Origin of the sequence: Micromonospora sp. NBC_01392, assembly GCF_045040125.1 — a bacterium.
In the GTDB taxonomy this organism is placed as follows: domain Bacteria; phylum Actinomycetota; class Actinomycetes; order Mycobacteriales; family Micromonosporaceae; genus Micromonospora.
In genome coordinates, this window is the sequence record NZ_CP109549.1 from 6,278,385 (window position 1) to 6,300,292 (window position 21,908).

At 73.2% G+C, this 21,908-nt stretch carries 18 protein-coding genes and 1 pseudogene; 8 read left to right on the forward strand and 11 right to left on the reverse strand.

All coding sequences use genetic code 11. The features are described from left to right. Window positions 1–90: 90 nt before the first annotated feature. Together OG767_RS27305 and OG767_RS27310 are read right to left on the reverse strand one after the other, a co-directional pair. A complete protein-coding gene (locus OG767_RS27305) occupies window positions 91–3,072 on the reverse strand; it encodes a UPF0182 family protein (protein WP_405091085.1) in 2,982 nt (993 codons plus the stop codon). Window positions 3,073–3,199: 127 nt separating this feature from the next. Then, window positions 3,200–4,213, reverse strand: coding sequence for a PDZ domain-containing protein (locus tag OG767_RS27310; RefSeq protein WP_405091086.1), 1,014 nt, complete (start codon window positions 4,211–4,213; stop codon window positions 3,200–3,202). Between the two features lie 184 nt (window positions 4,214–4,397). Here OG767_RS27310 and OG767_RS27315 point away from each other — a divergent pair, with 184 nt between their 5' ends. Continuing rightward, window positions 4,398–5,600 carry a zinc-dependent metalloprotease gene (locus tag OG767_RS27315; protein ID WP_405094327.1) on the forward strand — a complete coding sequence of 401 codons (1,203 nt, stop codon included), beginning with the start codon at window positions 4,398–4,400 and terminating at the stop codon, window positions 5,598–5,600. Window positions 5,601–6,259: 659 nt separating this feature from the next. Here the strand turns inward: OG767_RS27315 and OG767_RS27320 are convergent. Together OG767_RS27320 and OG767_RS27325 are read right to left on the reverse strand one after the other, a co-directional pair. Further along, window positions 6,260–6,862, reverse strand: a complete 603-nt coding sequence (locus OG767_RS27320) for a hypothetical protein (RefSeq protein WP_405091087.1) — start codon at window positions 6,860–6,862, stop codon at window positions 6,260–6,262. A 408-nt stretch (window positions 6,863–7,270) separates the two neighbouring features. Next, a complete protein-coding gene (locus OG767_RS27325) occupies window positions 7,271–7,792 on the reverse strand; it encodes a M48 family metallopeptidase (RefSeq protein WP_405091088.1) in 522 nt (173 codons plus the stop codon). A gap of 475 nt (window positions 7,793–8,267) precedes the next feature. On the opposite strand from OG767_RS27325, the gene OG767_RS27330 reads away from it, so the two are divergent. The 3 genes from OG767_RS27330 (at window position 8,268) to OG767_RS27340 (ending at window position 11,082) form a co-directional block, all read left to right on the forward strand. Beyond that, window positions 8,268–8,435: a DUF5679 domain-containing protein gene (locus OG767_RS27330; RefSeq protein WP_396856698.1), complete on the forward strand. Its 168-nt coding sequence runs from the start codon at window positions 8,268–8,270 to the stop codon at window positions 8,433–8,435. A gap of 177 nt (window positions 8,436–8,612) precedes the next feature. Next, window positions 8,613–9,725 (forward strand): TOMM precursor leader peptide-binding protein, encoded by a 1,113-nt coding sequence (locus tag OG767_RS27335; RefSeq protein ID WP_405091089.1) that lies wholly within the window; start codon window positions 8,613–8,615, stop codon window positions 9,723–9,725. A 10-nt stretch (window positions 9,726–9,735) separates the two neighbouring features. Continuing rightward, a complete protein-coding gene (locus OG767_RS27340; RefSeq protein WP_107162028.1) occupies window positions 9,736–11,082 on the forward strand; it encodes an AarF/ABC1/UbiB kinase family protein in 1,347 nt (448 codons plus the stop codon). 307 nt (window positions 11,083–11,389) lie between these two features. Here OG767_RS27340 and OG767_RS27345 read toward each other — a convergent pair whose 3' ends face one another. The 3 genes and pseudogenes from OG767_RS27345 to OG767_RS27355 all read right to left on the reverse strand — a co-directional run bounded on the left by OG767_RS27345 (window position 11,390) and on the right by OG767_RS27355 (window position 14,426). Continuing rightward, entirely contained in the window at window positions 11,390–11,755 is a 366-nt protein-coding gene (locus OG767_RS27345) for a WhiB family transcriptional regulator (RefSeq protein WP_107162030.1), read from the reverse strand. A gap of 128 nt (window positions 11,756–11,883) precedes the next feature. Continuing rightward, a complete protein-coding gene (locus tag OG767_RS27350) occupies window positions 11,884–12,138 on the reverse strand; it encodes a hypothetical protein (protein WP_107162032.1) in 255 nt (84 codons plus the stop codon). A 124-nt stretch (window positions 12,139–12,262) separates the two neighbouring features. Continuing rightward, a pseudogene (locus tag OG767_RS27355) lies at window positions 12,263–14,426 on the reverse strand (ATP-dependent DNA helicase UvrD2). A gap of 91 nt (window positions 14,427–14,517) precedes the next feature. Here OG767_RS27355 and OG767_RS27360 point away from each other — a divergent pair. Next, window positions 14,518–14,760, forward strand: a complete 243-nt coding sequence (locus OG767_RS27360) for a mycoredoxin (RefSeq protein WP_281937819.1) — start codon at window positions 14,518–14,520, stop codon at window positions 14,758–14,760. 62 nt (window positions 14,761–14,822) lie between these two features. Here the strand turns inward: OG767_RS27360 and OG767_RS27365 are convergent, their stop codons facing one another. After that, the gene (locus OG767_RS27365; RefSeq protein WP_405091090.1) at window positions 14,823–16,091 is read right to left on the reverse strand and encodes an MFS transporter; all 1,269 of its coding nucleotides are present in this window, start codon (window positions 16,089–16,091) and stop codon (window positions 14,823–14,825) included. A 201-nt stretch (window positions 16,092–16,292) separates the two neighbouring features. Here OG767_RS27365 and OG767_RS27370 point away from each other — a divergent pair, with 201 nt between their 5' ends. The 3 genes from OG767_RS27370 (at window position 16,293) to OG767_RS27380 (ending at window position 18,020) form a co-directional block, all read left to right on the forward strand. Then, window positions 16,293–17,264, forward strand: a complete 972-nt coding sequence (locus tag OG767_RS27370; RefSeq protein ID WP_405091091.1) for a helix-turn-helix domain-containing protein — start codon at window positions 16,293–16,295, stop codon at window positions 17,262–17,264. 62 nt (window positions 17,265–17,326) lie between these two features. Beyond that, window positions 17,327–17,554: a DUF397 domain-containing protein gene (locus OG767_RS27375; RefSeq protein WP_107162043.1), complete on the forward strand. Its 228-nt coding sequence runs from the start codon at window positions 17,327–17,329 to the stop codon at window positions 17,552–17,554. A 196-nt stretch (window positions 17,555–17,750) separates the two neighbouring features. Beyond that, the gene (locus tag OG767_RS27380) at window positions 17,751–18,020 is read left to right on the forward strand and encodes a hypothetical protein (RefSeq protein ID WP_405091092.1); all 270 of its coding nucleotides are present in this window, start codon (window positions 17,751–17,753) and stop codon (window positions 18,018–18,020) included. Between the two features lie 242 nt (window positions 18,021–18,262). On the opposite strand, the gene nudC is transcribed toward OG767_RS27380, so the two are convergent. Genes nudC through OG767_RS27395 form a run of 3 tightly spaced genes read right to left on the reverse strand, consistent with a single transcriptional unit; the run spans window position 18,263 to window position 21,871 of the window. Continuing rightward, window positions 18,263–19,225, reverse strand: coding sequence for an NAD(+) diphosphatase (nudC, locus tag OG767_RS27385; RefSeq protein ID WP_405091093.1), 963 nt, complete (start codon window positions 19,223–19,225; stop codon window positions 18,263–18,265). A gap of 13 nt (window positions 19,226–19,238) precedes the next feature. Further along, entirely contained in the window at window positions 19,239–20,564 is a 1,326-nt protein-coding gene (locus OG767_RS27390; RefSeq protein ID WP_405091094.1) for a M16 family metallopeptidase, read from the reverse strand. Then, window positions 20,561–21,871 carry a M16 family metallopeptidase gene (locus tag OG767_RS27395; RefSeq protein WP_405091095.1) on the reverse strand — a complete coding sequence of 437 codons (1,311 nt, stop codon included), beginning with the start codon at window positions 21,869–21,871 and terminating at the stop codon, window positions 20,561–20,563. Before OG767_RS27395 ends, OG767_RS27390 begins: the two co-directional genes overlap by 4 nt. Between the last annotated feature and the right edge of the window lie 37 nt (window positions 21,872–21,908).

A 21,908-nucleotide genomic window follows, 5' to 3' on the forward strand; every position in this document is an offset into this window, starting at 1 on the left:
CGCAAAACGGGTGCCCGACACGACCCGGGCCCGGGTTCCGGTGACCGTCGGGGCCACCGGACCACGGGCCCGGAGTGTCGTCGCGCGACGTCAGCCGCTCGGCGAGGGCGAGGCCGAGGCCGGTGCCGACGGCGAGGCGCTGCCCGAGGGCGCCGGGTTGCCGGACCCGTTCGCCGCCGCCTGGGCCTGCTGGAACGCGGTCATCGCCTCGTCCAGCGCCTTCAACGCCCGCCCGTACCGCTCGAAGTCACCTGACGTCTGCGCGGCCTTGACCTCGGCGATGGCGGTCTGCACCTTGCCGGCCGCGTCGGCCAGCTCGCCGGTGAGCGGCGGCGGGGTGTTGGTGCCGCCGGCCGGTGGCGGGGTGTTGCCGTCGTCGCTCGGCGGCGGGGTGCCCGAGCCGGCCCGCTTACCCTGCTCGACCAACTGTTTGATGCCGTCGCTCAGGTTGTTGGCGAGCACCACGTACGAACCGCCGTCACCGTACGAGAGCAGCACCTTCTGCAACAGCGGGTACGCGTCCTGGCTGCTGCTCTTCACGTAGACCGGCTCGACGTAGAGCATTCCGTCGGCGAACGGCAACGACAGCAGGTTGCCGTACTGCACCTGGGCCTGGTTGGAGGAGAGCAGGTTGAGCTGCTGACGGATGTCGCCGTTGTTGGTCATCTGTTGGTGGACCTGGGTCGGCCCGGAGATCCGGGTCTGGTCCGGCAACTCCAGCACCTCCAGCCGCGGCTGCCCGTCCACGTACGAGCCGGAGACCAGCGCGGCCAGGTTCTGCCGCCCGTTCGGGGTGACCGCGGAGGTCAACTGGAACCGTGGCCTGTCCTGCCCGGGGAACTGCGTGAACAGGTAGTAGGGCGGCTGCTTCTGCCCGCTGTCCGGCGCGTCCGGCACGTTCGGCACCTGCCAGAAGTCCTGGCCGGAGTAGAAGTCGCCCGGGTCGGTCACGTGGAACTTGGTGAGCAGGTTGCGCTGCACTTTGAACAGGTCGGCCGGGTAGCGGAAGTGCTCGGCCAGCTCCGGCGGGATGTCGCCCTTGGGCAGCACGACGTCGCCGCCGAACGCCTTGTTCCACGCCTTCAGCACCGGGTCGGTGTCGTCGTACGAGTAGAGCTTGACCGTGCCGTCGTACGCGTCGACGGTCGCCTTCACCGAGTTGCGGATGTAGTTGACGTTCTCCCGGGCGAGCTGGAACGTGCCCCGGCCGGTCAGCTCGTCGGCGGTCTCCGACTGGAGGTTGACCCGCTCGGCGTACGGGTAGGTCGCCGCCGTGGTGTAGCCGTCGATGATCCACAGCACGCGGCCGTTGACCACGGCCGGGTACGGGTCACCGTCGAGCGTGAGGAACGGCGCGACCTTCTCCACCCGGTCGCGCGGGTTACGCACGTAGAGCAGCTTCGAGTTCTCGTTGACCGCCTCGGAGAGCAGGAAGTTCGACTCCTGCTCCTTGATCGCGTAGAGCAGCCGCCGGGGGAACGAGCCGATCTTGACGCCGCCCTCGCCGCTGTAGGTGTAGTACTGCTCGCCGCCGGTCTGGGTGGGCCGGTCGAACTCGACGTTGCGGTCGCCGTTCTGCCCGACGATCGCGTAGTCGTCGGGCTCCATCCGCTCGCCGTAGTAGATCCGCGGCTGCTGGGCCGGGATCTCCTCGGTCGGCGAGGAACACGCCTCCTGCGCCTTCTCGCCGAGGAAGCCGGAGACGAAGTACGGCTGCCCGCCGCAGACCACCTGGTTCGCCGGCGCGGCCACCAGGCCGTACCCGTGGGTGTAGACGGTGTGCCGGTTGATCCAGTTGCTCTGCTGGTCGGTCAGCTCGCCGTAGTTGATCTCCCGGACGCCGACCACGTAGTCGGAGGTCTTGTCCTTGACCGCGTACCTGTCGATGTCCAGCTTCGAGCCGAAGTCGTAGAAGCCACGCACCTGCTGGAGCTGCGTATAGGTCTCGGAGACGAGCTGCGGGTCGAGCAACCGGATGTTCGACACCACCGAGGTGTCCGTGGACAGGCTGGCGGGTGGCACGAGGTTGCTGGCCGCGTACGGTGTGGCCTTCGTGCCGTCGAGGCTGAACGCGGACCGGGTCGCCTTGATGCTGCGTTCGATGTACGGCGCCTCCTTGTCCCGGGCGCTCGGCTTCACCTCGAACGTCTGCACCGCCCACGGGTAGATGCCGCCGATCGCCACCGCGGAGACGCCGAGCAGGGCCAGCGAGATGCCGGGCCAGACCAGGTTCCGCATCACCGCGTTGGAGAACACGATGATCGCGACGGCCACCAGGACGGAGATCCAGGCGAGGATCTCCTTCGCCGGGAGCAGTGCGTTCACGTCGGCGTAGCCGGCGCCGTAGAGCTTCGCGCCCTCGTTGTACTCCAGCAGCATGGCGCGCCGGTCCAGCACGTACGCGACGGCCTTGAGCAGGACGAAGACGGCGACCAGCGTGCTCAGGTGGGCGCGGGCGGAGTTGGTCATCCGGTCCCCGACGCCCTGGAGGCGGACCCCGCCGAAGACGTAGTGCACGGCCAGCGCGCCGAGCAGGGCCAGCACCACCGCGGTGAAGCCGACGCCGAGCACGTAACGCCAGAACGGGAGCTGGAACACGTAGAAGCCGACGTCGACGCCGAACTCCGGGTCCTTGACACCGAAGTTGCCGCCGTTGCGGAACAGCAGCCACTGGGCCCACCGGGTCTGCGCGGAAAGCCCGGCGAAGAGCCCGACGACGGCGGAGACCAGCGCGATCCAGGTGCCGAGCCGGGGGCTCAGCAGCATCCGGTAGCGCTCCAGCGTGGCCTGCTCGGCCGAGTGCGGACGCATCCGGGGCCGCAGCCGGTACGCCAACCAGAGGTTACCGGCGATGATCACCGCCATCCCCACGCCGACCACCAGGAACAGCAGCAGCCGGGTGGCGAGCACGCCGGTGAAGACCTGGGTGTACCGGACCTCGTCGAACCAGAGCCAGTCGGTCCAGGCGTTGACCCCCCACCCGAGCAGGGTGAACAGCACGAACACCCCGACCAGGACCCCGATGGTGACGCGTCCGCGTCGGCTCATCCTCGGCAGGGGACTGCTACGCATGACCACTATTGGCTCCGCACGTTTGATGTGATCGGCTCCGACCAGGCACCCAAGAGTACGGGGTGTTCCTGAACACGTCGGGTCAAGGTCACGTCACGATCGCCCCGGGGCCGGTGACCGGTCCTGCTCAGCAGCGTGTCGGCTGCCCCCCGGCACGCAGCGTCTCCAGCGCCTTGAGCGCGTCGTCGAGCGTCGCCACCCTGAGCAACGGCAGATCCGGTTGCGGGTTACGGACCGCCTCGGCGCAGTTGTCCGCCGGGACCAGGAAGACCTTCGCGCCGGCGTCCTTGGCGCCGACCAGCTTCTGCGCGATGCCACCGATCGGGCCGACCCGGCCCTCGTCGTCGATCGTCCCGGTGCCGGCGACGATCTTCCCACCGGTCAGGTCGGCCGGCTCCAGCTTGTCGATGATGCCCAGCGTGAACATCAGGCCGGCGCTCGGCCCGCCGATGTCCCCGAGGTCGATCTTCAGGGTGAACGGGTGCGGCTGCTGCTGGTCGATCTCGACTCCGATGCGCGGCCGGCCGTCCTGCTCGCGGCTGGTCACCGTGGCGGTGCCCGGCGTACCGCCCCGGGTGTAGCCGATCTTCAGCGCGGTGCCGGCCGGCTTGGCCCGGATCAGCTCGGTGAGCTTGGCCGCGCTGGTCACCGGCGCGCCGTCGACCGAGGTGAGCACGTCGTCCGCGCGGAGCACGTCCGTCGACGGCCCACCCGGCGTGACGGTCTTGACCAGCACCTTGATCGGGTAGCCCAGCTCGCGCAGGGCCGCCGTCTCGGCGCTGGTCTGCGAGTTCTGGAAGTCCTCCGCGTTGCGCTTCTCGACCTCCTCCTGCGACTCCCCCGGCGGATAGACCAGCTCGCGGGGCACCACCGCCTCGTCGGAGGAGAACCAGCCGGCCAGCGCCGACCGCAGCCGGACCGTGGGCTGCACACCGACCGTGGTGAGCCGGAGCTGCCCGGCGGAGGTGGACGTCGCGCGGCCGGAAACCTGGATGATCTCCTTGCCGTTCTCACTGCCGAGCGTGTTGACGGTCGGGCCGGGGCCGAGCACCACGTACGGCAGGGGCACGCTCAGCACGCCGACGCTGAGCAGGGCGGTGAGCAGGGCACCGAGCAGGACGGTCACGCCGCGACGTCTCATGCGCCAGAGCGTACCGATCCGTCCCCCACCGTCCGGCGCGGTGACCGGCGGACTTCGCCCTCAGCGCAACGCCGACGAGCCCGACCTGCGGCGGGGCCCGCGTACCGTAGACGTCGTGCCTGATATTCCGTTCGGCTTCGCGCTCCCGGGTGGGCAACCACCAGACCCCAACGATCCCGCGCAGATGCAGCAGTTCATGTCGCAGTTGCAGCACCTGCTGTCCGCGCCGGGCAGCGGGCCGGTCAACTGGGACCTCGCCCGACAGGTCGCCGCGAGCCAGCTCGCCGCCACCGGCGACCCGGCGGTCTCGCCGTTCGAACGCAACGCGGTGGAGGATGCGCTCCGCATCGCCGACCTCTGGCTGGAGCCGGCCACCTCGTGGCCCTCCGGCATCCGTTCGTCGGTCGCCTGGAACCGCAACGAGTGGATCTTCAAGACGCTCGACGTGTGGCGCAAGCTCTGCGACCCGGTGGCCAGCCGGATGGTCGGCGCGATGGGCGACCTGGTGCCGCCGGAGGCCCGCGCCCAGCTCGGCCCGATGCAGTCGATGGTCGCCACGCTGGGCGGCGCGCTCTTCGGCGGCCAGCTCGGCCAGGCCCTCGGCTCGCTCGCCGCCGAGGTGCTCTCCGCCGGCGACATCGGCCTGCCGCTGGGCCCCGCCGGCGCCGCCGCGCTCATCCCCGCCAACATCAAGGCGTACGGCGAGGGCCTGGAGCTGCCGGAGGACGAGGTACGCCTCTACGTGGCCCTGCGCGAGGCCGCCCACCAGCGCCTCTTCCAGCACGTGCCGTGGTTGCGCGGGCACGTGCTGACGGCGGTGGAGAACTACGCCGCCGGCATCCGGGTCAACCGGGAGGCGATCGAGGAGGCGATGGGTCGGGTCGACCCGACCGACCCGGAGTCGATGCAGGCGATCGCCCTGGAAGGCATCTTCACCCCCGAGGACACCCCGGCGCAGAAGGCCTCCCTGGCCCGACTGGAGACCGTCCTCGCCCTGGTCGAGGGCTGGGTGTGCCACGTGGTGGACAGCGCGGCCGGTGACCGCCTGCCCAACGTCGTACGCCTCGGCGAGGCGTTCCGCCGCCGGCGCGCCGCCGGTGGCCCCGCCGAGCAGACGTTCGCCGCCCTGGTCGGCCTCGAACTGCGACCGCGCCGGCTGCGCGAGGCGACCGTGCTCTGGGCAGCGCTGACCGAGCAGCGCGGCATCGCCGGCCGGGACGCGATCTGGGGCCACCCCGACCTGCTGCCCTCGGACGACGACTTCGCCGCCCCGGAGGCGTTCGCGGCGACCGGCAGCGACCTCGACGAGGAACTGGCCAACTTCGACTTCTCCGCGCCGGGCGCGCCCGAGGAGCCGACCCCGGGCGAGGACGACGGCAGGTCCTGACGCCACACGTCGACAGGGGTCCGCACGGACATCCGTGCGGACCCCTGCCCGTCCTGTGGGTCACCGCCGCCCGACGCGCCTCACCGCGCACCGCCCGACGCGGCCCACCGTGCGCCGTCCGCCGCGCCTCACCGCGCACGGCCCACCGCCCACCGCGCACCGTCGGAGTGCGCGGCGCAGCCGTCGCGGACGGGTGACCGGGCTCGTCCCGTCAACGACCTCGACCGCTGCCGGTCGAGGAAGGTACCGGGTGCCTACGGACCTGATGGCATAACCGACTCACCGCGGCAGCGGTCGCGGAGGTCGCTGCCGATCCGCGAGCCGGCCGGACTGCGACGCACCCTAGCCACCACGCATGACCCGTCCACGCCCTCAAGGCGGTAGGCGCGGAGAAGGGATGCTCCGGCCGCTCAGGCACGTGCGGACGACGCCGAAGGCCCCGACCCGGCCCAGTCACCAAGCGAGGCCGGCTGGCGAGGTCCAGAGCAGGGCGGGCCGGAACAGACGGGCGAGCGGACGAACCGGAGCAGGCGGGCGAGCCGGAGCAGGCGGGCGAGCCGGAGCAGCCGAGCCGAGCAGGCAGGCGAGCCGAGCAGGCAGGCGAGCCGAGCAGGCGGGCGAGCCGAGGGGCAAGCGGGCAGGCGGGCCGGAGCGGGCGGTCAGCTCGGGTGGCCGGAGAGCAACGCCCGGGTCGCGTCCCATCCCTCGAACGCCGGATCCAGGGCGCCGAGGTCGGCCGGGCCGCGCAGGCGTCGCCAACCGGTGGTCACCGCCACGTCGCCGGGCCGGGGCGCGGCGGCCCGCACCTCGCCCGGCACGGCCGTGTCGAGGTCCAGCACGGGCACCCACTTCGGTACGGGCAGTCGCGCGGCCACCCCGAGCAGGCCCGGCCCGTTCCCCTCCGCCGGGGCGACGGCCACCGGCCGGCTGGACAGCGGCCGGAGCAGCTTGCCGAGGGTGAGACCGGGCACGTCGGGCGCGTCGGCGGCGACCACGGCAGCCTGGTCGTAGCCGGTGAGCGCCGCGAAGACGGCGTTCGGGGTGGGCTCGGGCACCTCGTGCACGGAGGTGCCGGGCCAGACCACCGCGTCGGCCAGCCAGCGGTCCGCCGGAGTGACCGCCACCGCGGTCTCCACCTCGTTCAGCGTGGCCAGCAGGTCCACCACGTCCTCGGCGAGGGCGGTCCGCCACCGGGCCGGCTCGATTCCCGGCGGCACCCAGGTCACCGGGCCGAGCAACGCCACCACCACACGTCGGACCATTCGCCGACCCTAACCCCCACGCCCACCATCCCGCCCCTCGCCACCTCCGCAGGACGGCACATCCCCACCACGCCCCCACACCGCCGCGCGGCGCGCCTGGGGCGCTGGGCGCTGGGCGCTGGGTGTGCTGGGGCGCACTGATTCACGGAAAGTGGGGCTATCCCGGCCTGGATAGCCCCACTTTCCGTGAATCAGTGCGCTGGGCGGGGCCGGCGGGGCGAGGGACGGACGGCGGGCAGGGCGGCGGGGCAGGGCGAGGGGGCAGGGCGGCTGGCGGCGTGCGGCGGGCGACGGGCGGAGCGACGGGCGGCGGGGCGGGGCAGGGCCGGGCGACGGGTCAGGGCGGAGGGGCAGGTTAGGACGGAGGGGCAGGTCAGGGCGGCGGGGCAGGTCAGGGCGGCGGGCGGGTCAGGGGAGGCCGGCGGTGGCGGCGACGCCCTCCAGGTAGCCGCGGGCCCGTTCGGCGCGGGGATAGCGGGCGACCAGGGCCCAGAACTGGGCGTTGTGGCTGGGCACGATCAGGTGCGTCAGCTCGTGCAGCAGGACGTAGTCGATCACCCAGTCGGGCATGTCCTGGATCCGGTGGGAGATCCGGATGGTGCGGTCGGCCGGGGTGCAGGAACCCCAGCGGCCGTTCTGGTTGGTCACCCAGCGGACGCTCGCCGGCTCCGCGGTCGACCCGTGTTCCGGCAGGTAGAGGCCGATCAGGCGGGTGGCCCGGGCGAGCAGTTCGGCGTCCGAGCGGGCGAACCGGCCCTCCCGGGCGGCCAGCCGGGCCAGCATCCGGTCGACCCACTCGCTCTCCTCGGCCCGGGAGAACTGGTCGGGGATGAGCACGACGACGCGCTCCCCGTCCCGGTACGCGGACACCGTGCGTCGCCGGCGCTGGCTGCGCCGCACCTCGACGACGGGCTTCCGCGTCCCGGCCATTACCGGGCCGCGCAGCCTCGGTTGACTGTCACGAGGGAAAGCTAATGCGTACTGACCAGGGCTCCGCAAGAGTAAACAAGACGACACGCGCCCGGAAAATGGCGATTGGTTGTCAGGAGTCCTGAAAAATTTCTTTGCGACGGTAGGTAACCATCACCCGCCCGCCGTCGCTCACGTTAGGTGATCTACGACGGGCCGGTGGCGGCGGGGCCGCCCGAAGGGGATCTGAGCGCATTTACCCGGCGTGTCCCCCCGAAACTCACTTATCAGACGTTACTCGACGTGCACACTCTCGTCGTCGACTTGCTCACAGAGTCGGCGTACAGCTGACATGGAACCACCCAGACCTGGGTAGGGTCCGCCAACCAGTGATCAGGAGACTGATCACGGAGAACCCCCGGCGCCGGTCCACGCGTGGCCCGTCGCAGGGATAACCCGCCGGGACACCTCCGGCGGACGAGACGAGGAGGCTACCGTGGCCGAGCAGGCCCAGACCTACAACGGTTACTGCGTCAAGTGCAAGGAGAAGCGGGACTTCGAGGGGCACGTGGAGGTCTCGAAGACCGGCATGAACATGGCCAAGGGCAAGTGCCCGGTGTGCGGCACAACAGTGAACCGCATCCTGGGCAAGGCGAAGGTCTGACCCGTCCGGGTCGTCCGGGGAGGGGTGGCCACGGCCGCCCCTCCCCGTCGCGTATCCGACATCACTACCGGCGAGTTGTGGAAAACCGGCGCACTCCTGTGGACAACGCTGGCTGCGGCACGGCGAGCCTGTGGACAACGATCGACTGAGCGCACGGACACGGTCACCATTCGTGGCGTGACGCATCCAACTCCACTCCCCCGCCCCACGCTGCTGCCCGGCCTGACCAGGCTGTGGCGCGACCGGCGCACGCTCCAGCTGGGCATGGAGCCCGGCCCGGCGGTGCTGGTCGAGGTGGCCACCCCCGGCACCACCCACCTGCTCGACCTGCTCGACGGCACCCGTAGCGAACGTGCCGTCCTGGCCGCCGCCACCGCCGCCCGGGTGCCGGCGGGCGAGGCGCGAGCCCTGCTCGACGCGCTCCGGGACGCCGGCCTGGTCGTACCCGCGCAGACGCTGCTCCCCCGCGACCTCACCGGGCCGGTCCGGGCCCGGTTGACCGCGGAGGCGGACGCCCTGGCCCTGGCCGCGCGCGACCTGCCCGGCACGCCGGCGCGGCTGCTGCGCCGCCGCCGGGCCGCCCGGGTGCTGGTGACCGGTGCGGGCCGGCTCGGCGCCGCGGTCGCCGTGGCGCTGGCCCAGGCCGGGGTGGGGCACGTCGTACCCGAGCTGTCCGGCCCGGTCCGCGCCGGTGACCTGGTCGGGACCGGCCTGACCGGCGCGGAGCTGGGTCGACCGCTGGCCGCGGCGGTGTGCGCGGCGCTGGGCCGCTGTGCGCCGGGCACGGCCACCGGGCCGCTGCGGTCCGGCCGCCCCGACCTGGTGGTGCAGCTCGGCGTCGGCCGGCCGGCCGAGGCGCTCGCCATCGGGTACGCCCACCGACGACAACCCCACCTCCTGCTCGACCTGCGCGGCGGCGTACCCGTGGTCGGGCCGCTGGTCCGCCCGCCCGCCGGTCCCTGCCTGCGCTGCCTCGACCTGCACCGCGCCGACCGCGATCCGGACTGGCCGGCGCTCGCCGCCCAGCTCGCGACCGACCGGGGTGAGCCGGGCTGCGCGGCCACCACCCGGCTCGCCGCGGTGGCGTTCGCGGCGGCCGAGGCGCTGGCCCAGCTCGACGGCGGCACCCCGGAGACGCTCGGCGCGGCGGTGGAGGTGCACCGGGCCGGCCGTCTCCGGCACCGCCGGTGGCCCCCGCACCCCTCCTGCGGCTGCTGCGGGCGTCGCCCGATCCGGTCGGCCCTACCCGCTCCCGGGCGCACGGCAGCAGCGAGCCCCTCCCGTCGGTAACAATGGCCGGGTGACCGACATCCCGCGCCGCGCCGTGTCCCGCACCGCCAAACTCGCCGCCCTGCCGCTCGGATTCGCCGGTCGAACCGTCCTCGGGATGGGCAAGCGGGTGACCGGCCTCGCGTCCGACGTCATCTCCGCCGAGATCCAGCAGCGCACCGCCGAGCAGTTGTTCAGCGTCCTCGGGCAGCTCAAGGGCGGTGCGATGAAGTTCGGTCAGGCCCTGTCGGTCTTCGAGGCGGCGCTGCCCGAGGAGGTCGCCGCGCCCTACCGGCAGGCGCTCACCAAGCTCCAGGAGGCCGCCCCGCCGCTGCCCGCGGCGACCGTGCACAAGGTGCTGGCCGAGCAGCTCGGGCCGGACTGGCGGGACCGGTTCGTCTCCTTCGACGACACCCCGGCCGCCGCGGCCAGCATCGGCCAGGTGCACCGGGCGGTCTGGCGCGACCCGGGTTACGGGCCGGACGGCGGCCCGCTGCACCGGGACGTGGCCGTGAAGATCCAGTACCCGGGCGCCGGCGAGGCCCTGCTCGCCGACCTCAAGCAGCTCTCCCGGCTGGGCGGCATGTTCCGGGCCATCCAGCCGGGCCTGGACGTCAAACCGCTCCTGGCCGAGCTGCGCGAGCGGATCACCGAGGAGCTGGACTACGAGCTGGAGGCCGAGTCGCAGCGGGCCTTCGCCGCCGCGTACGCGGACGACCCGGACATCTTCATCCCGGAGGTGCTCGACGCCGCGCCCCGGGTGCTGATCACCGAGTGGGTGGAGGGCATCCCGCTGTCCACGATCATCCGGGAGGGCACCGAGGAGCAGCGGAACGAGGCCGGGCGGCTGATGGCCGAGCTGCACCTCTCCGCGCCGGAGCGGGCCGGGCTGCTGCACGCCGACCCGCACCCGGGCAACTTCCGGTTGCTGCCCGACGGCCGGCTCGGTGTGATCGACTTCGGCGCGGTGGCCCGGATGCCGGAGGGCACGCCCGAGCCGATCGGCCGGATCGCCGCGCTGGCGCTGCGCGGGGACGCCGCCGGGGTGGTGGACGGGCTGCGCGACGAGGGCTTCGTCAGCCGGACCGAGCCGATCGACGCCCAGGGGGTGCTCGACTTCCTCCGCCCGATGCTGGAGCCGATCGCCGCCGACGAGTTCCGCTTCACCCGGGCCTGGCTACGGGGAGAGGCGGGCCGGCTGGCCAGCCCTCGCTCCCCCGCGTACCAGCTCAGCCGGCAGCTCAACCTGCCGCCGTCGTACCTGATGATCCATCGGGTGACGCTGGGGTCGATCGGGGTGCTCTGCCAGTTGGAGGCGAAGGCGTCCTACCGGGCCATCCTGGAACGCTGGCTGCCCGGCTTCGCGGCGGTGGCCTGACGACACGGGTACGTCGAAGGGGCGGTGACCATCGGGTCACCGCCCCTTCCTCAGTTGTTCGCTCTAGAGAACGCCCAGGTCGCGAGCCGACTGGCTGCGACTCCGCATGGCGACGGTACGGGCGGAACGGGTTGCCTCAGTGCTCGTGGTGGTGCGACCGGCCTGAGGCCGGCGCATTCGAGCCCTGGACAACGCTTCGTGGAGTAGTTGCATCTCGGTTCCGTTCGGCAGGTGCAGCACTGGTTTCTCTCTCTCGTTCGGCCGGTGGAGGGACACCGGCGTCGGTCGGCTTCGGAACGTAGGTGTGTCAGGCTGCCAGCCGGACGGCGCTACGCGACTCGGACAGCCCGCTGGCCGCCAGTCGCGCCTCCGCCTCGACCCGGAGCTGGGCGTCGCGGGCGAGGTCCTCCTTACGCGGACGGCCACGGGGCCGCTTGCGCGGGACGACCGCGCCACGCTCGAAGATCTCGCCGCCCCAGACGCCCCAGGGCTCGGCCCGCTCCACCGCCCCGGCCAGGCACTCGACACGCAGCGGGCAGTCCCCGCAGAGCGACTTGGCCAGTTCGAGTTCGGCGGGCTGGTCGGAGAACCACAGGTCGGGGTCGAACTTCCGGCAGGGCAGGTTCGCCTCCACCTCGACGCTCACGTCGAGTGGGGCCAACGCCAGACTCATCCTCCGGTCACCTCTCTCTCACTTCGATCTCGTGGATCGCATTCGGTACTTCGGCGGGGCAAAAAACTGAGGCCGCGGATCCCGGTAGCGGGTTCCGCGGCCTCGAGGTGAGCCGGTGGTCTGATGGATCAGACCGGTCTACCTCGAGGTGGAACGCCGCGGACATCGGTGCGCTTCTTGCCGCCATCGATGCCCATGCCCGTGAAGCCACTGGTCCCCTCGACTCCGCGCAGCGGTGCGACGGTCAGGTTCAGCTCGGCCTGAACCTGGGCCTGGTGCACCTGCGGAGCCGACGGTCGAGCGGCAAGGGCCACCCGGACAGCCGACAGCGGAGCGCAGGCAGCTGGCATCGCCGCCGGACGCTCGTAGGTGTAAATCTCCATTGGTGCCACCTCCCTGACTTTCCTCGTGCCGACCATGGACTCATCCCCCGTGAGCAGCCAGAACGGCGCCGCTCGCGTGGTGTGTCCTGAGGCTATTCCTCGCCCTCGGGGGAGGGCAAACGATTTACGGACTGATTTCCAAAGTTTTCTGCGGGCAGAACGTCGTCCACCGTGGCGCCGGCCACCAGGGCCAGCACCGGGTCGCCGTACAGCCCCACCTTCCGGGGCCCGATGCCGGCGATCGCGACCAGGTCCTCGGTGCGTCCCGGCTTCCGCTCCGCCAGCGCGGTGAGCGTGGCGTCGGTGAAGACCACGTAGGCCGGCACCCGCTGCGCGCCGGCCACCCGCTGCCGCCAGTCGCGCAGCCGCTCGTACAGCTTCTCGTCCAGGTCCGACGGGCAGGTGGGGCAGCGGCCCAGCTTGCGGTCCGCGCCGGCGAGCAGCGTGGCGCCGCAGATCCGGCAGGAGACCACCTGCGGTCGTCGCCGCTCGGCCCGTCGGGCCGGGCTGCCGGCGCCGGCCCGCTCACCGCCGCCCGAGCGGTCGAGCTGCGGCAGGAAGCGGGACGGCCGCCGGGCCCGGCCGCCGGGCGAGCGCGCCGCCGCGTACGACAGCCAGAGCCACTCCCGGGCCCGGGTGATGCCCACGTAGAGCAGCCGCCGCTCCTCCTCGACCTGCTCGGGCGTCTTCGCGTACGTGGTGGGCAGCGTGCCCTCGGCCAGCCCGACCAGGAACACGGCGTCCCACTCCAGGCCCTTCGCCGAGTGCAGTGAGGCCAGCGTCACGCCGTCCACGGTGGGCACGTGCTGCTGGGCGGCCCGCCGGGCCAACTCCTCGGTGAAGCCGGCCAGCGTCACCTGACGTTCGACCGTGGCGGCCTCCCCGATCGGCAGCACCTCGGGCGTGGCCGCGTACTCCTCGGCGAGCTGGAGCAGCGCGGCGAGCGCCTCCCAGCGCTCGCGGGCGGCGCCGCCGGCCGGCGGCGCGTCGGGCGCCCAGCCGACCGCGGCGAGCCCTTCCACCACGGCGGCCGGCAGCGGCGTCTCCCCGGGGATGGACCGGGTGGCGGCGCGCAGCGCGATCATCGCCTGGCGCACCTCGGGCCGTTCGAAGAACCGCTCCGCGCCCTGGAGCACGTACGGCACCTCGGCCTCGGAGAGCGCCTTCTCGTACGCCTCGGACTGCGCGTTGGTGCGGAACAGCACCGCGATCTCGCGGGCCGGGGTGCCGCCGGCCACCAGCGCCCGGCAGCGGGCCGCGACGGCGGTGGCCTCGGCCGGCTCGTCGGTGAAGATCCGCAGCTCCGGCTCGGGGCCGGGCCGGCGCTGGCCGTGCAGTTCCAGCCGCAGCCGCGCCTCGGCGCCCCGGGCCTGCGAGATCACCGCGTTGGCCAGGCCCACCACCTGCGGGGTGGAGCGGTAGTCGCGGACCAGCCGCACCACCGTCGCGCCACGGTGGTGGCGGGGGAAGTCGACGAGGTACGACGAGGTCGCGCCGGTGAACGAGTAGATCGTCTGGCTGGCGTCGCCGACCACGGTGAGGTCGTCGCGCCCGCCGAGCCAGACGTCCAGCAGCCGCTGCTGGAGCGGGTTGACGTCCTGGTACTCGTCGACCACGAAGTGGCGGTACTGGCTGCGCACCTGCTCGGCCACGTCCGGGTGCTCCTCGATCCCCCAGACCGCGGCGCGCAGCATGTCCTCGAAGTCGATCACCCCGTTGCCGCGCTTGAGCCGCTCGTACGCGACGAACACCTCCGCCACCCGCGCCGGCTCGTACGGCGTCTCGCGTCGCGCCTTGGCCGCCGCGACCACGTATTCGTCCGGCTCGACCAGGGAGGACTTGGCCCACTCGATCTCGGCGGCGAGGTCCCGCGCGGCGGCCCGGTCGGTGCGCAGGCCCAGCTTGGCGGCGGCCAGCGTGACCACCCGCACCTTGCTGTCCAGCAGCTCCGGCATGGCCCGCCCGGCCAGCAGCCGGGGGGCGAAGTAGCGGACCTGGCGCAGCGCCGCGGCGTGGAACGTGCGCGCCTGGACACCGCCCACCCCGATCACCGTGAGACGGCTGCGCATCTCGGCCGCCGCGCGGGCGGTGAACGTGACCGCCAGCACGTGCCGGGCGGCGATGTCGCCGGACAGCGCGCGGTAGGCGATCCGCGACGTCACCGCCCGGGTCTTGCCGGTGCCGGCGCCGGCCAGGATGCAGACCGGGCCGGCCGGGGCGGTCACCGCCGACCGTTGCTCCGGATCGAGCCCGGCCAGCACCCGTTCCGCCGCTGTGTGAACCCCCACGACAGGGAATCATCCCAGCCCCGTCCGACGTTGCAGCGGTTAGCCTGGCCTGATCGGACCGGGCGCGGGCCCACTCTTGGAGGACCAGACCATGTTGACGATGTATTCCACCACGTGGTGCGGCTACTGCCACCGGCTGAAGTCGCAGCTCGACCGGGAGGGCATCGCGTACGAGGTGGTCGACATCGAGCAGAACCCGACGGCCGCGGAGTTCGTGATGGGCGTCAACGGCGGCAACCAGACCGTGCCGACGCTGCGCTTCGCCGACGGCAGCGCCCTGACCAACCCCTCGATCAACCAGGTCAAGCAGCACCTCGCCGCGCTGCCCGGCTGACCTGCCCGCACCCGCCCCGGTCGGCCGCACCCGGATTCCGGGTGCGGCCGAGCGGCGCCGGGTCACGGTGTCCGGCGCCGACGGGTGGCGGCGAGCAGCTCGTCGTCGAGCGGCCGGCGGGGCGTCGGGACGCGGGCCGGGCCGGTCGTCCCCGGCGGGGTGAGGCGACGACCCCGCCAGAGGTAGAGTCCGCCGCCCGTGGTGACGGTTCCGACCAGCACGAACAGCAGCCGGTAGTCGAAGACGCCGACGAGCAGCGCGCCGGTGCCGATGGAGACCGCCTGCGGCCCGCTGACCAGCGCCCGGGACGCGGCGGTGACCCGGCCTAGCAGCGCCGGCGGGGTCCGTCGTTGGACCAGCGTGTACAACCCCACCATGGTCAGCGGCAGCGAGACGCCGGCCAGCAGCAGCGCTGCCACCCCGAGCCAGAGCCGGGGGTACGCCAGCGCCAGCGCGGCCGGGCCGAAGAACGTCACGCCGGTGGCCAGCGCGCCCAGCTCACCGAGCCGGCGGACCACGGCGGCGGAGAGCAGCCCGCCGACCAGACCACCCACCCCCTGCACCATGAACAGCACACCGACGAACGCGGCGTCGCGGTGCAGGCCCAGGTCGACGTACGCGAAGATCAGCGACTCGGTGAAGCCCATCACCAGCGAGGCGACGCCGTAGCCGACCAGGGCCCGGCGCAGCGCCGCCTCCCCGGCCAGGTGACGCAGCCCGGCGCCCAGTCCGGCCGGCCAACGGCTCCCGGGCCCGGTCGGTGTGCTCTCCTCCGCCCGGAGCAGCCCGACCACGGCGGCGGCGACCAGGAACCCGGCCATGGCCAGGAGCACCAGCAGCCAGCCCCCGACGGCGGCGTAGACGCCGGCCCCGGCGAGCGGCCCGACCAGCCGCAGCCCCTGCCGGACGGTCTGCAGGGCCCCGTTCGCGTCGGCCAGCAGGTCGGCCGGCACCAGGTGCCGGATCAGCCCGTTGAGCACGGCGGTCAGCGTGATCGAGGAGAGGCCGTAGAGCGCCGCGACCAGGTAGATCACCCAGACGTCCCCGCGGTCGCGCACGGTGAGCAGCGGGCTGAGGAGCACGACGGCGAGCAGGTTGGCGGCGATGAAGAAGGGCCGGCGGCGATAGCGGTCGACCACCCAGCCGACCAGCGGGGCGAGCGCCATCGGCGCGATCACGGCGAAGATGGTGGCTCCGGCCATGCTGTCCGAGCCGGTCAGGTCCTTCACCCAGACGGCGAGCGCGAGCAGCAGGATCGACTCCGCCGCCAGGCTCGCCACCATCGCGGCGAAGAGCAGGCGGAAGTCGGGGCGGCGCAGGACGGTGCGCATCGGTTTCCCTCCGGCAGGTGCGCCCGTGGGCGCGTCGGGGCGGGCGCCGGTGAGGCGCTCTCCACAGTCCTCTTTTTGTCTCTCGTGACACGCCCTCGCCGGACCTGCCGACACCGGTCGCGCCGTCCATACTGACCGTGGGGGGCGAATTCCATACAGTTACCGTCGCGTCTCGCGACGGTCGACGGAAAAGAGGACGCCGTGCCTCCTGCCGTACCAGGCCCGTTTCTGCGCCGTCGCCGCCTCGGCATCGAGCTGCGCCGGCTCCGCGAACAGGCCGGTCTCACCGGTGACCAGGTCATCGAGGGGATCGGCTGGGCCTCCGCCTCCAAACTGTCCCGCCTGGAGAACGGCCGCAGCCGGCCCGACCCGGACGACGTGGACGCGCTGCTCACGCTCTACGGCGTCGCCGCCGGGCTGCGCGCGGAGCTGACCGGGATCGCCCACGAGGCCGGCGACATGCGCGGCTGGCTGCGCAACTTCCCGGTGATGACCCAGCAGCAACGCGCCTTCGCCGAGCTGGAGGCGGGCTGCGCGGAGATCTCCGAGTACAACCCGGTGCTGGTGCCGGGGCTGTTGCAGACCCCTGGCTACGCCCGGCACCGGATCCGGTCCGCGGCCCGGGTGGCCGAGGGGGCGGGCGATCCGGAGTCGGAGAATCCGGAGGCCGAGGTGGGCGCCCGGCAGGCCCGCCAGTCGCTGCTGGTCCACGTGCCCCGGTACACCGCCGTGCTGGAGGAGGCCGCGCTGGACCGGCGCGCCGGCCCGCCGGACGTGCTGCGGGACCAGCTCGTCCACCTGTGCGAGCTGGCCGACATGCCGAACGTGGAGCTGCGCCTGCTGCTTCGGGACACCCGGGTCGGCGACTGGTACGTCCCGCCGACCGCGTTCTCGCTCTACCGGTTCGCCGACCCGCTCGATCCGGAGACGCTGGCCATCGAAAGTGGGTTCACCGACGTCATGTCGACCGAGGTGAACACCCTAAATCGCTATAAAGTGGTGTTCGAGTGGCTATGCAAGTCGGCACTCTCCGCATCGGACACCCTCTCCTGGCTGACCGAGGCGACCGGACGGCCGACCGGCACGGCAGTCGAGTCCACGGCGGCGTACGGGCCGGCAACGGCGCCGACCCAGCGCCGCCGTGACTCGGGGCGCCTCACGTCGGAACGGTGATCCCCGCGCCGACGTCGGCGTCGCTCGTCCCCATCGGAGCACCTCACCAGGAGCAGGACACCATGAACCAGATCCACACCAGCACGACCTCCCTCGCCGGCGCCGCCTGGCGCAAGAGCACCCGCAGCCAGACCTCGAACTGCGTGGAGGTCGCGCCGCTCGGCACCGGGCCGGCGACCATGGCGTTGCGGGACAGCAAGGACCCGAGCGGGCCGGTGCTGCTGTTCAACCGGGCTGGCTGGCTCGGCTTCATCGCCGGCGCGAAGAACGGCCAGTTCGACCTGAACTGATCCGGCGAGGGCCCGGGGGCCGTCGGCGTCACGCCGGCGGCCCCTCGCACGTCCACCCCGGACAACCGTCCTGACCTGCCATCCCCCGAACGGTCGAGCCGCCTCGTTTCACTTGCTGGGACGACCTGCCGGCGTACGATGTCGCTTGAGTGACGTGGAAGTTCCACCGCGTATCCGTCCACTTCCGGGGGACACCATGCGGTTCCTGATCGTCCGCACCGAGATCCGCAGCGCCGGCGACGCCGACATCGCCGCCGCCTGGGCCGGCGGGGGACGGCTGCGGGACGAGACCCGTGCGCCGGAACCACGTCGTCAGGTCGTGCACGCCGAGAACCGGGACGCCGCCCTCCTGCTCGCCCGCGCCCTGTCCGCCGTCGGGGCGGTCCGCGCCGGCCGGCACCGGGTCAAGGTGCTGCCCATCGAGGAGCGCACCCCCGGCCGCCCCTACCGGTGGGACGGCGCATGATCCGCCGCTGACGTCCGTCGTGGCCGGACCGGCTCCCCCGCCGTGCTCCACGCCTCACCCGGCCACGACGGCCCGTGTTCCCGGCCCCGGACCGCCGCGGCAACGACGGTCCCGGGCCGGGACCGCGTAAGGAGGGGCCCCCGCTTAACGCCTACGGCATAGGCGGGGCCCCTTCTCCACGCACCGGCTCGGGGTTGGCGGCTCGCCGCGGCGGGGACCGCGGCCGCGGCCGGCCGCCCCGGTCAGCAGTGGCCGTCGAGCCAGCGGTGCACCAGGAACAACGCGATCGACGACGGTGGAGGCAGCAGCAGGCGGTCCCCGCCGTCCACCCGGACCGGCTCGCCGGCAAGCGCGGCGCCGATCTCCCGGCGGCTGAACCACCGCGCGTGCGCGATCTCGGTCGGGTCGACCCGGATCGGCTCGTCGGCGTCGGCCCGGGCCAGGAAGCCGAGCATCAGTGAGCCGGGGAACGGCCAGGCCTGGCTGGACACGTACGCGATCTCCCCGACCGCGACGCCGACCTCCTCGCGGACCTCGCGCAGCACGGCGGCCTCGGCCGACTCGCCGGGCTCGACGTAACCGGCCAGGCAGGAGTAGCGGCGCCGGCCCGGGGTGCTCGGCCACGCCGCGTTGTTGCCCAGCAGACAGCGGCCCTCCGGGCCGTCCACCCCGTCGTGCACCAGCACGATCATGGCCGGGTCGGTACGCGGCCAGGTCCGGTGGCCACCCGGGTCGACCCGGGACCAGCCGGCCTCGTCGACCTGCGTCGGCTGCCCGGTGGACGCCGAGTAGCCGTGCCGCAGGTGCCAGTTGAGCAGCGCCAACGCGGTGGTGAACAGGCCCGCGTCCCGATCGGTCATCAGGTGGCCGACCTCACGCAGGTGCGCCCGGCGGGTGCCGGGCAGCGCGGGCAGCGGGCTGTCCACCGCGAACACCGGCACCCCGTCCGGCTCCACGCCGAGGAACATCGGCACCGAGCGGGGCACCTCGGGCAGCTCACCGGCGCCGACCAGGACCAGCTCCGGCGGGGCCGCCTCGCCCCGGACCAGGGCGCGGCCCTCGTCGGTCGAGTCCAGCACCAGCACCCGGGCCTGCTCCCACGCCTCGGCCAGCCAGGCCGGGTCGGTACGCCGGTGCGCGGCGCGGTCCACCGTGGACCGGGCCAGCGGCGGCGCCGGCTCGCCGCGGGCCGGGCCACCGCTCATCGGGGTCCCGCCATCACGCGGACTCCGTCCGCACCGGGGTGAGCGCGGCGAGCGAGTCGGCCACCCGGGCCGCGTCGCCGAGCACCACGGTGACCGCCTTCGCCGGGGCGAGGTACCGGGCCGCCACCTCGGCGACGTCGTCCACGGTCGCGGCGGCCAGCCGGGCGGCGTGCTCGGCGAGGAAGTCCAACCGCAGCCCGTTGCCGGCGTACGCGCTGGTCAGCGACGCGAGGCCGGCCTGGGTGGACATGCCGAGCTGAAGCGTGCCGAGCGCGTACTGGCGGGCCTGCTCCAGCTCGTCCGGCTTCGGCGGCACGGTGGCCAGCCGGCCCAGCTCGTAGCTGGTCTCCAGCAGCGCGGGCGCGGTCACCTCGGTGGCCACCTCGGCGCCGGCGACCAGCACCGACCCGGCCACCGAGTGCTCGACCACGGAGTGCGGCCCGTACGTGTAGCCCTTGTCCTCCCGGATGTTCTCCACCCAGCGGGACGAGAAGTAGCCGCCGAAGAGCAGGTTGGCCAACTGCAACGCGGCGTGGTCGGGGTGGGTGCGGGGCACCGCCGGCAGCGCGAGGCGCAGCGACGACTGCACCGAGCCGGGCCGGTCGACGAGCAGCAGCGGGCCGGGCTCCAGCGGCGGCGCGGGCGGCAGCTCGGCGACGTGACCGTCGCCCCGCCAGCCGGCGAGCGCCGCCTCGGCCGCGTCCAGCGCCCGCGCCGGCTGCACGTCGCCGACCAGCACCAGCACCGCCCCGGCCGGGTGCACCCGCTCGGCGTGCAGCCGACGCAGCGCGGCCGGGCGGACCGCCCGGACCTGGTCGGGCTCGGGCGTCTGCGTCGCGTACGGGTGGCGGCCGTAGACGCGGGTGAGCAGCGCGGTCCGGGCCAGGTGGGACGGCTGGCTCTGGGCGACCTGGATCCGGTCGACGAGACGGTCCCGCTCGGTGGCCACCCAGTCGGCCGGGTAGCTGGCGCCGGTGAGCACCTCGGCGAGCAGCTCCAGCATCCGGTCCAGCCCGGTCACCAGGCCGGCGCCGGAGAGCATCAGCCGGTCCGGGTCGACGCCGGCGGAGAGGCCGCCGCCGACCTTCTGGAGCTCGGCGGCGATCTCGGTGGCACTGTGCGCCTCGGTGCCGGCCAGCATGGTCTGCGCCAGCATCGCGCCACGGGCCAGGTGGGCCCGCCCGAACGGCATCCAGAGCCGCAGCTCGACCAGGGGTACGGCGGGCCGGCGTACCGCGATCACGGTGAGGCCGTTGCCGAGCGTGCGTTCCGCCTGCTTCGGCACGGTGAGCCGCCGGTTCGGGCCGAGCGCCGGCAGCTGACGGACGGTGGTGGTCATTTGGCACCTCCGGCCACGACCTCGACGGATGCGCGACGCTCGGGCCGCAGCGTGGCGGCGGCGGCGCGGACCTGCTCCTCGGTGACCGCGCCGACCAGTCGGGGCAGTTCGTTGAGCAGCCCCGGTTCGCCGCGTTGCTGCTCCAGCACGGCCATCCGCAGCGCGCGGCCGAGCACCGCGTCGGTTTCGCGCAGCAGGTGGGTGGCCATCCGGGCCTGGGTACGCGCCAGCTCCCCGTCGGTCAGCCCGTCGGTGGCCAGCCGGTCCAGCTCCTCGTCGATCGTGCGCAGCACCTTGTCCACGTCGCCACCGGGCGGCAGGTGGGCCTCGAGCAGCAGCGCGGTGGGGTCGCGCACGTCGAACGGGTCGCCCATGAAGCTGAGGTAGCCGCCCAGGCCGGTGACCGTGCGGTCGCGCTGCACCAGCCGCTCGACCAGCCGGGACGCGTCGCCGTCGGTGAGCACCTCGGCGAGCACCACGAAGGGCAGGTAGCCGGCGAAGTCGGTGATCGGGTCGGGCACCCGCCAGGCGCTCGCCACCGCCGGCAGCGGGGCCAGCGCGTCGGTGTACGTGCTGCGCCGCTCGGTGGTCAGGTCCGGCTCGGCGAAGTCGGGCCGCTCCGGCGCGGGGCGGGCCGGCACGTCGCCGAAGTGCCGCTCGATCAGCGCGGTCGCCTCGGCCACGTCGATGTCGCCGCTGACCGCCAGCACCGCGTTGCCGCTGGCGTAGTAGTGCCGGAAGAAGTCGGCGGCGTCGGCCACCGTCGCGGACTCCAGGTCGTCGAAGGAGCCGTAGCCGTCGTGCGCGTTCGGGAACGTGTCGAACATCACCGGCGGCAGCGTCAGCCAGGGGAACCCGCCGTACGGCCGGTTGAGCACGTTGACCCGGATCTCCTCCTTGACCACGTCGACCTGGTTGCGCAGGTTCTCCTCGGTGAGCCGGGGGCCGCGCATGCGGTCCGCCTCCAGGAAGAGCGCCCGCTCCAGCGCGTTGCTCGGCAGCGTCTCGAAGTAGTCGGTGTAGTCGAAGTGGGTGGAGCCGTTGAAGGTGCCGCCGGCGCCCTGCACGTGCCGGAAGTGCGCGAGTTTCTCCAGGTTCTCCGAGCCTTGGAACATGAGGTGCTCGAAGAGGTGGGCGAAGCCGGTGCGCCCCTGCGGCTCGGAGCGGATGCCGACGTCGTAGACCACCGCCACCCCGATCACCGGGGCGCTGCGGTCCGGGGTGAGCACCACCCGTAGGCCGTTGTCGAGGGCGAACCGCTCGACCGGGTATTTCGTCGCTGGGATCTTCGCTCTCCTGGTCGGCACGAGATCGACACTAGCGCCTCCGTACCGGCCACACCGG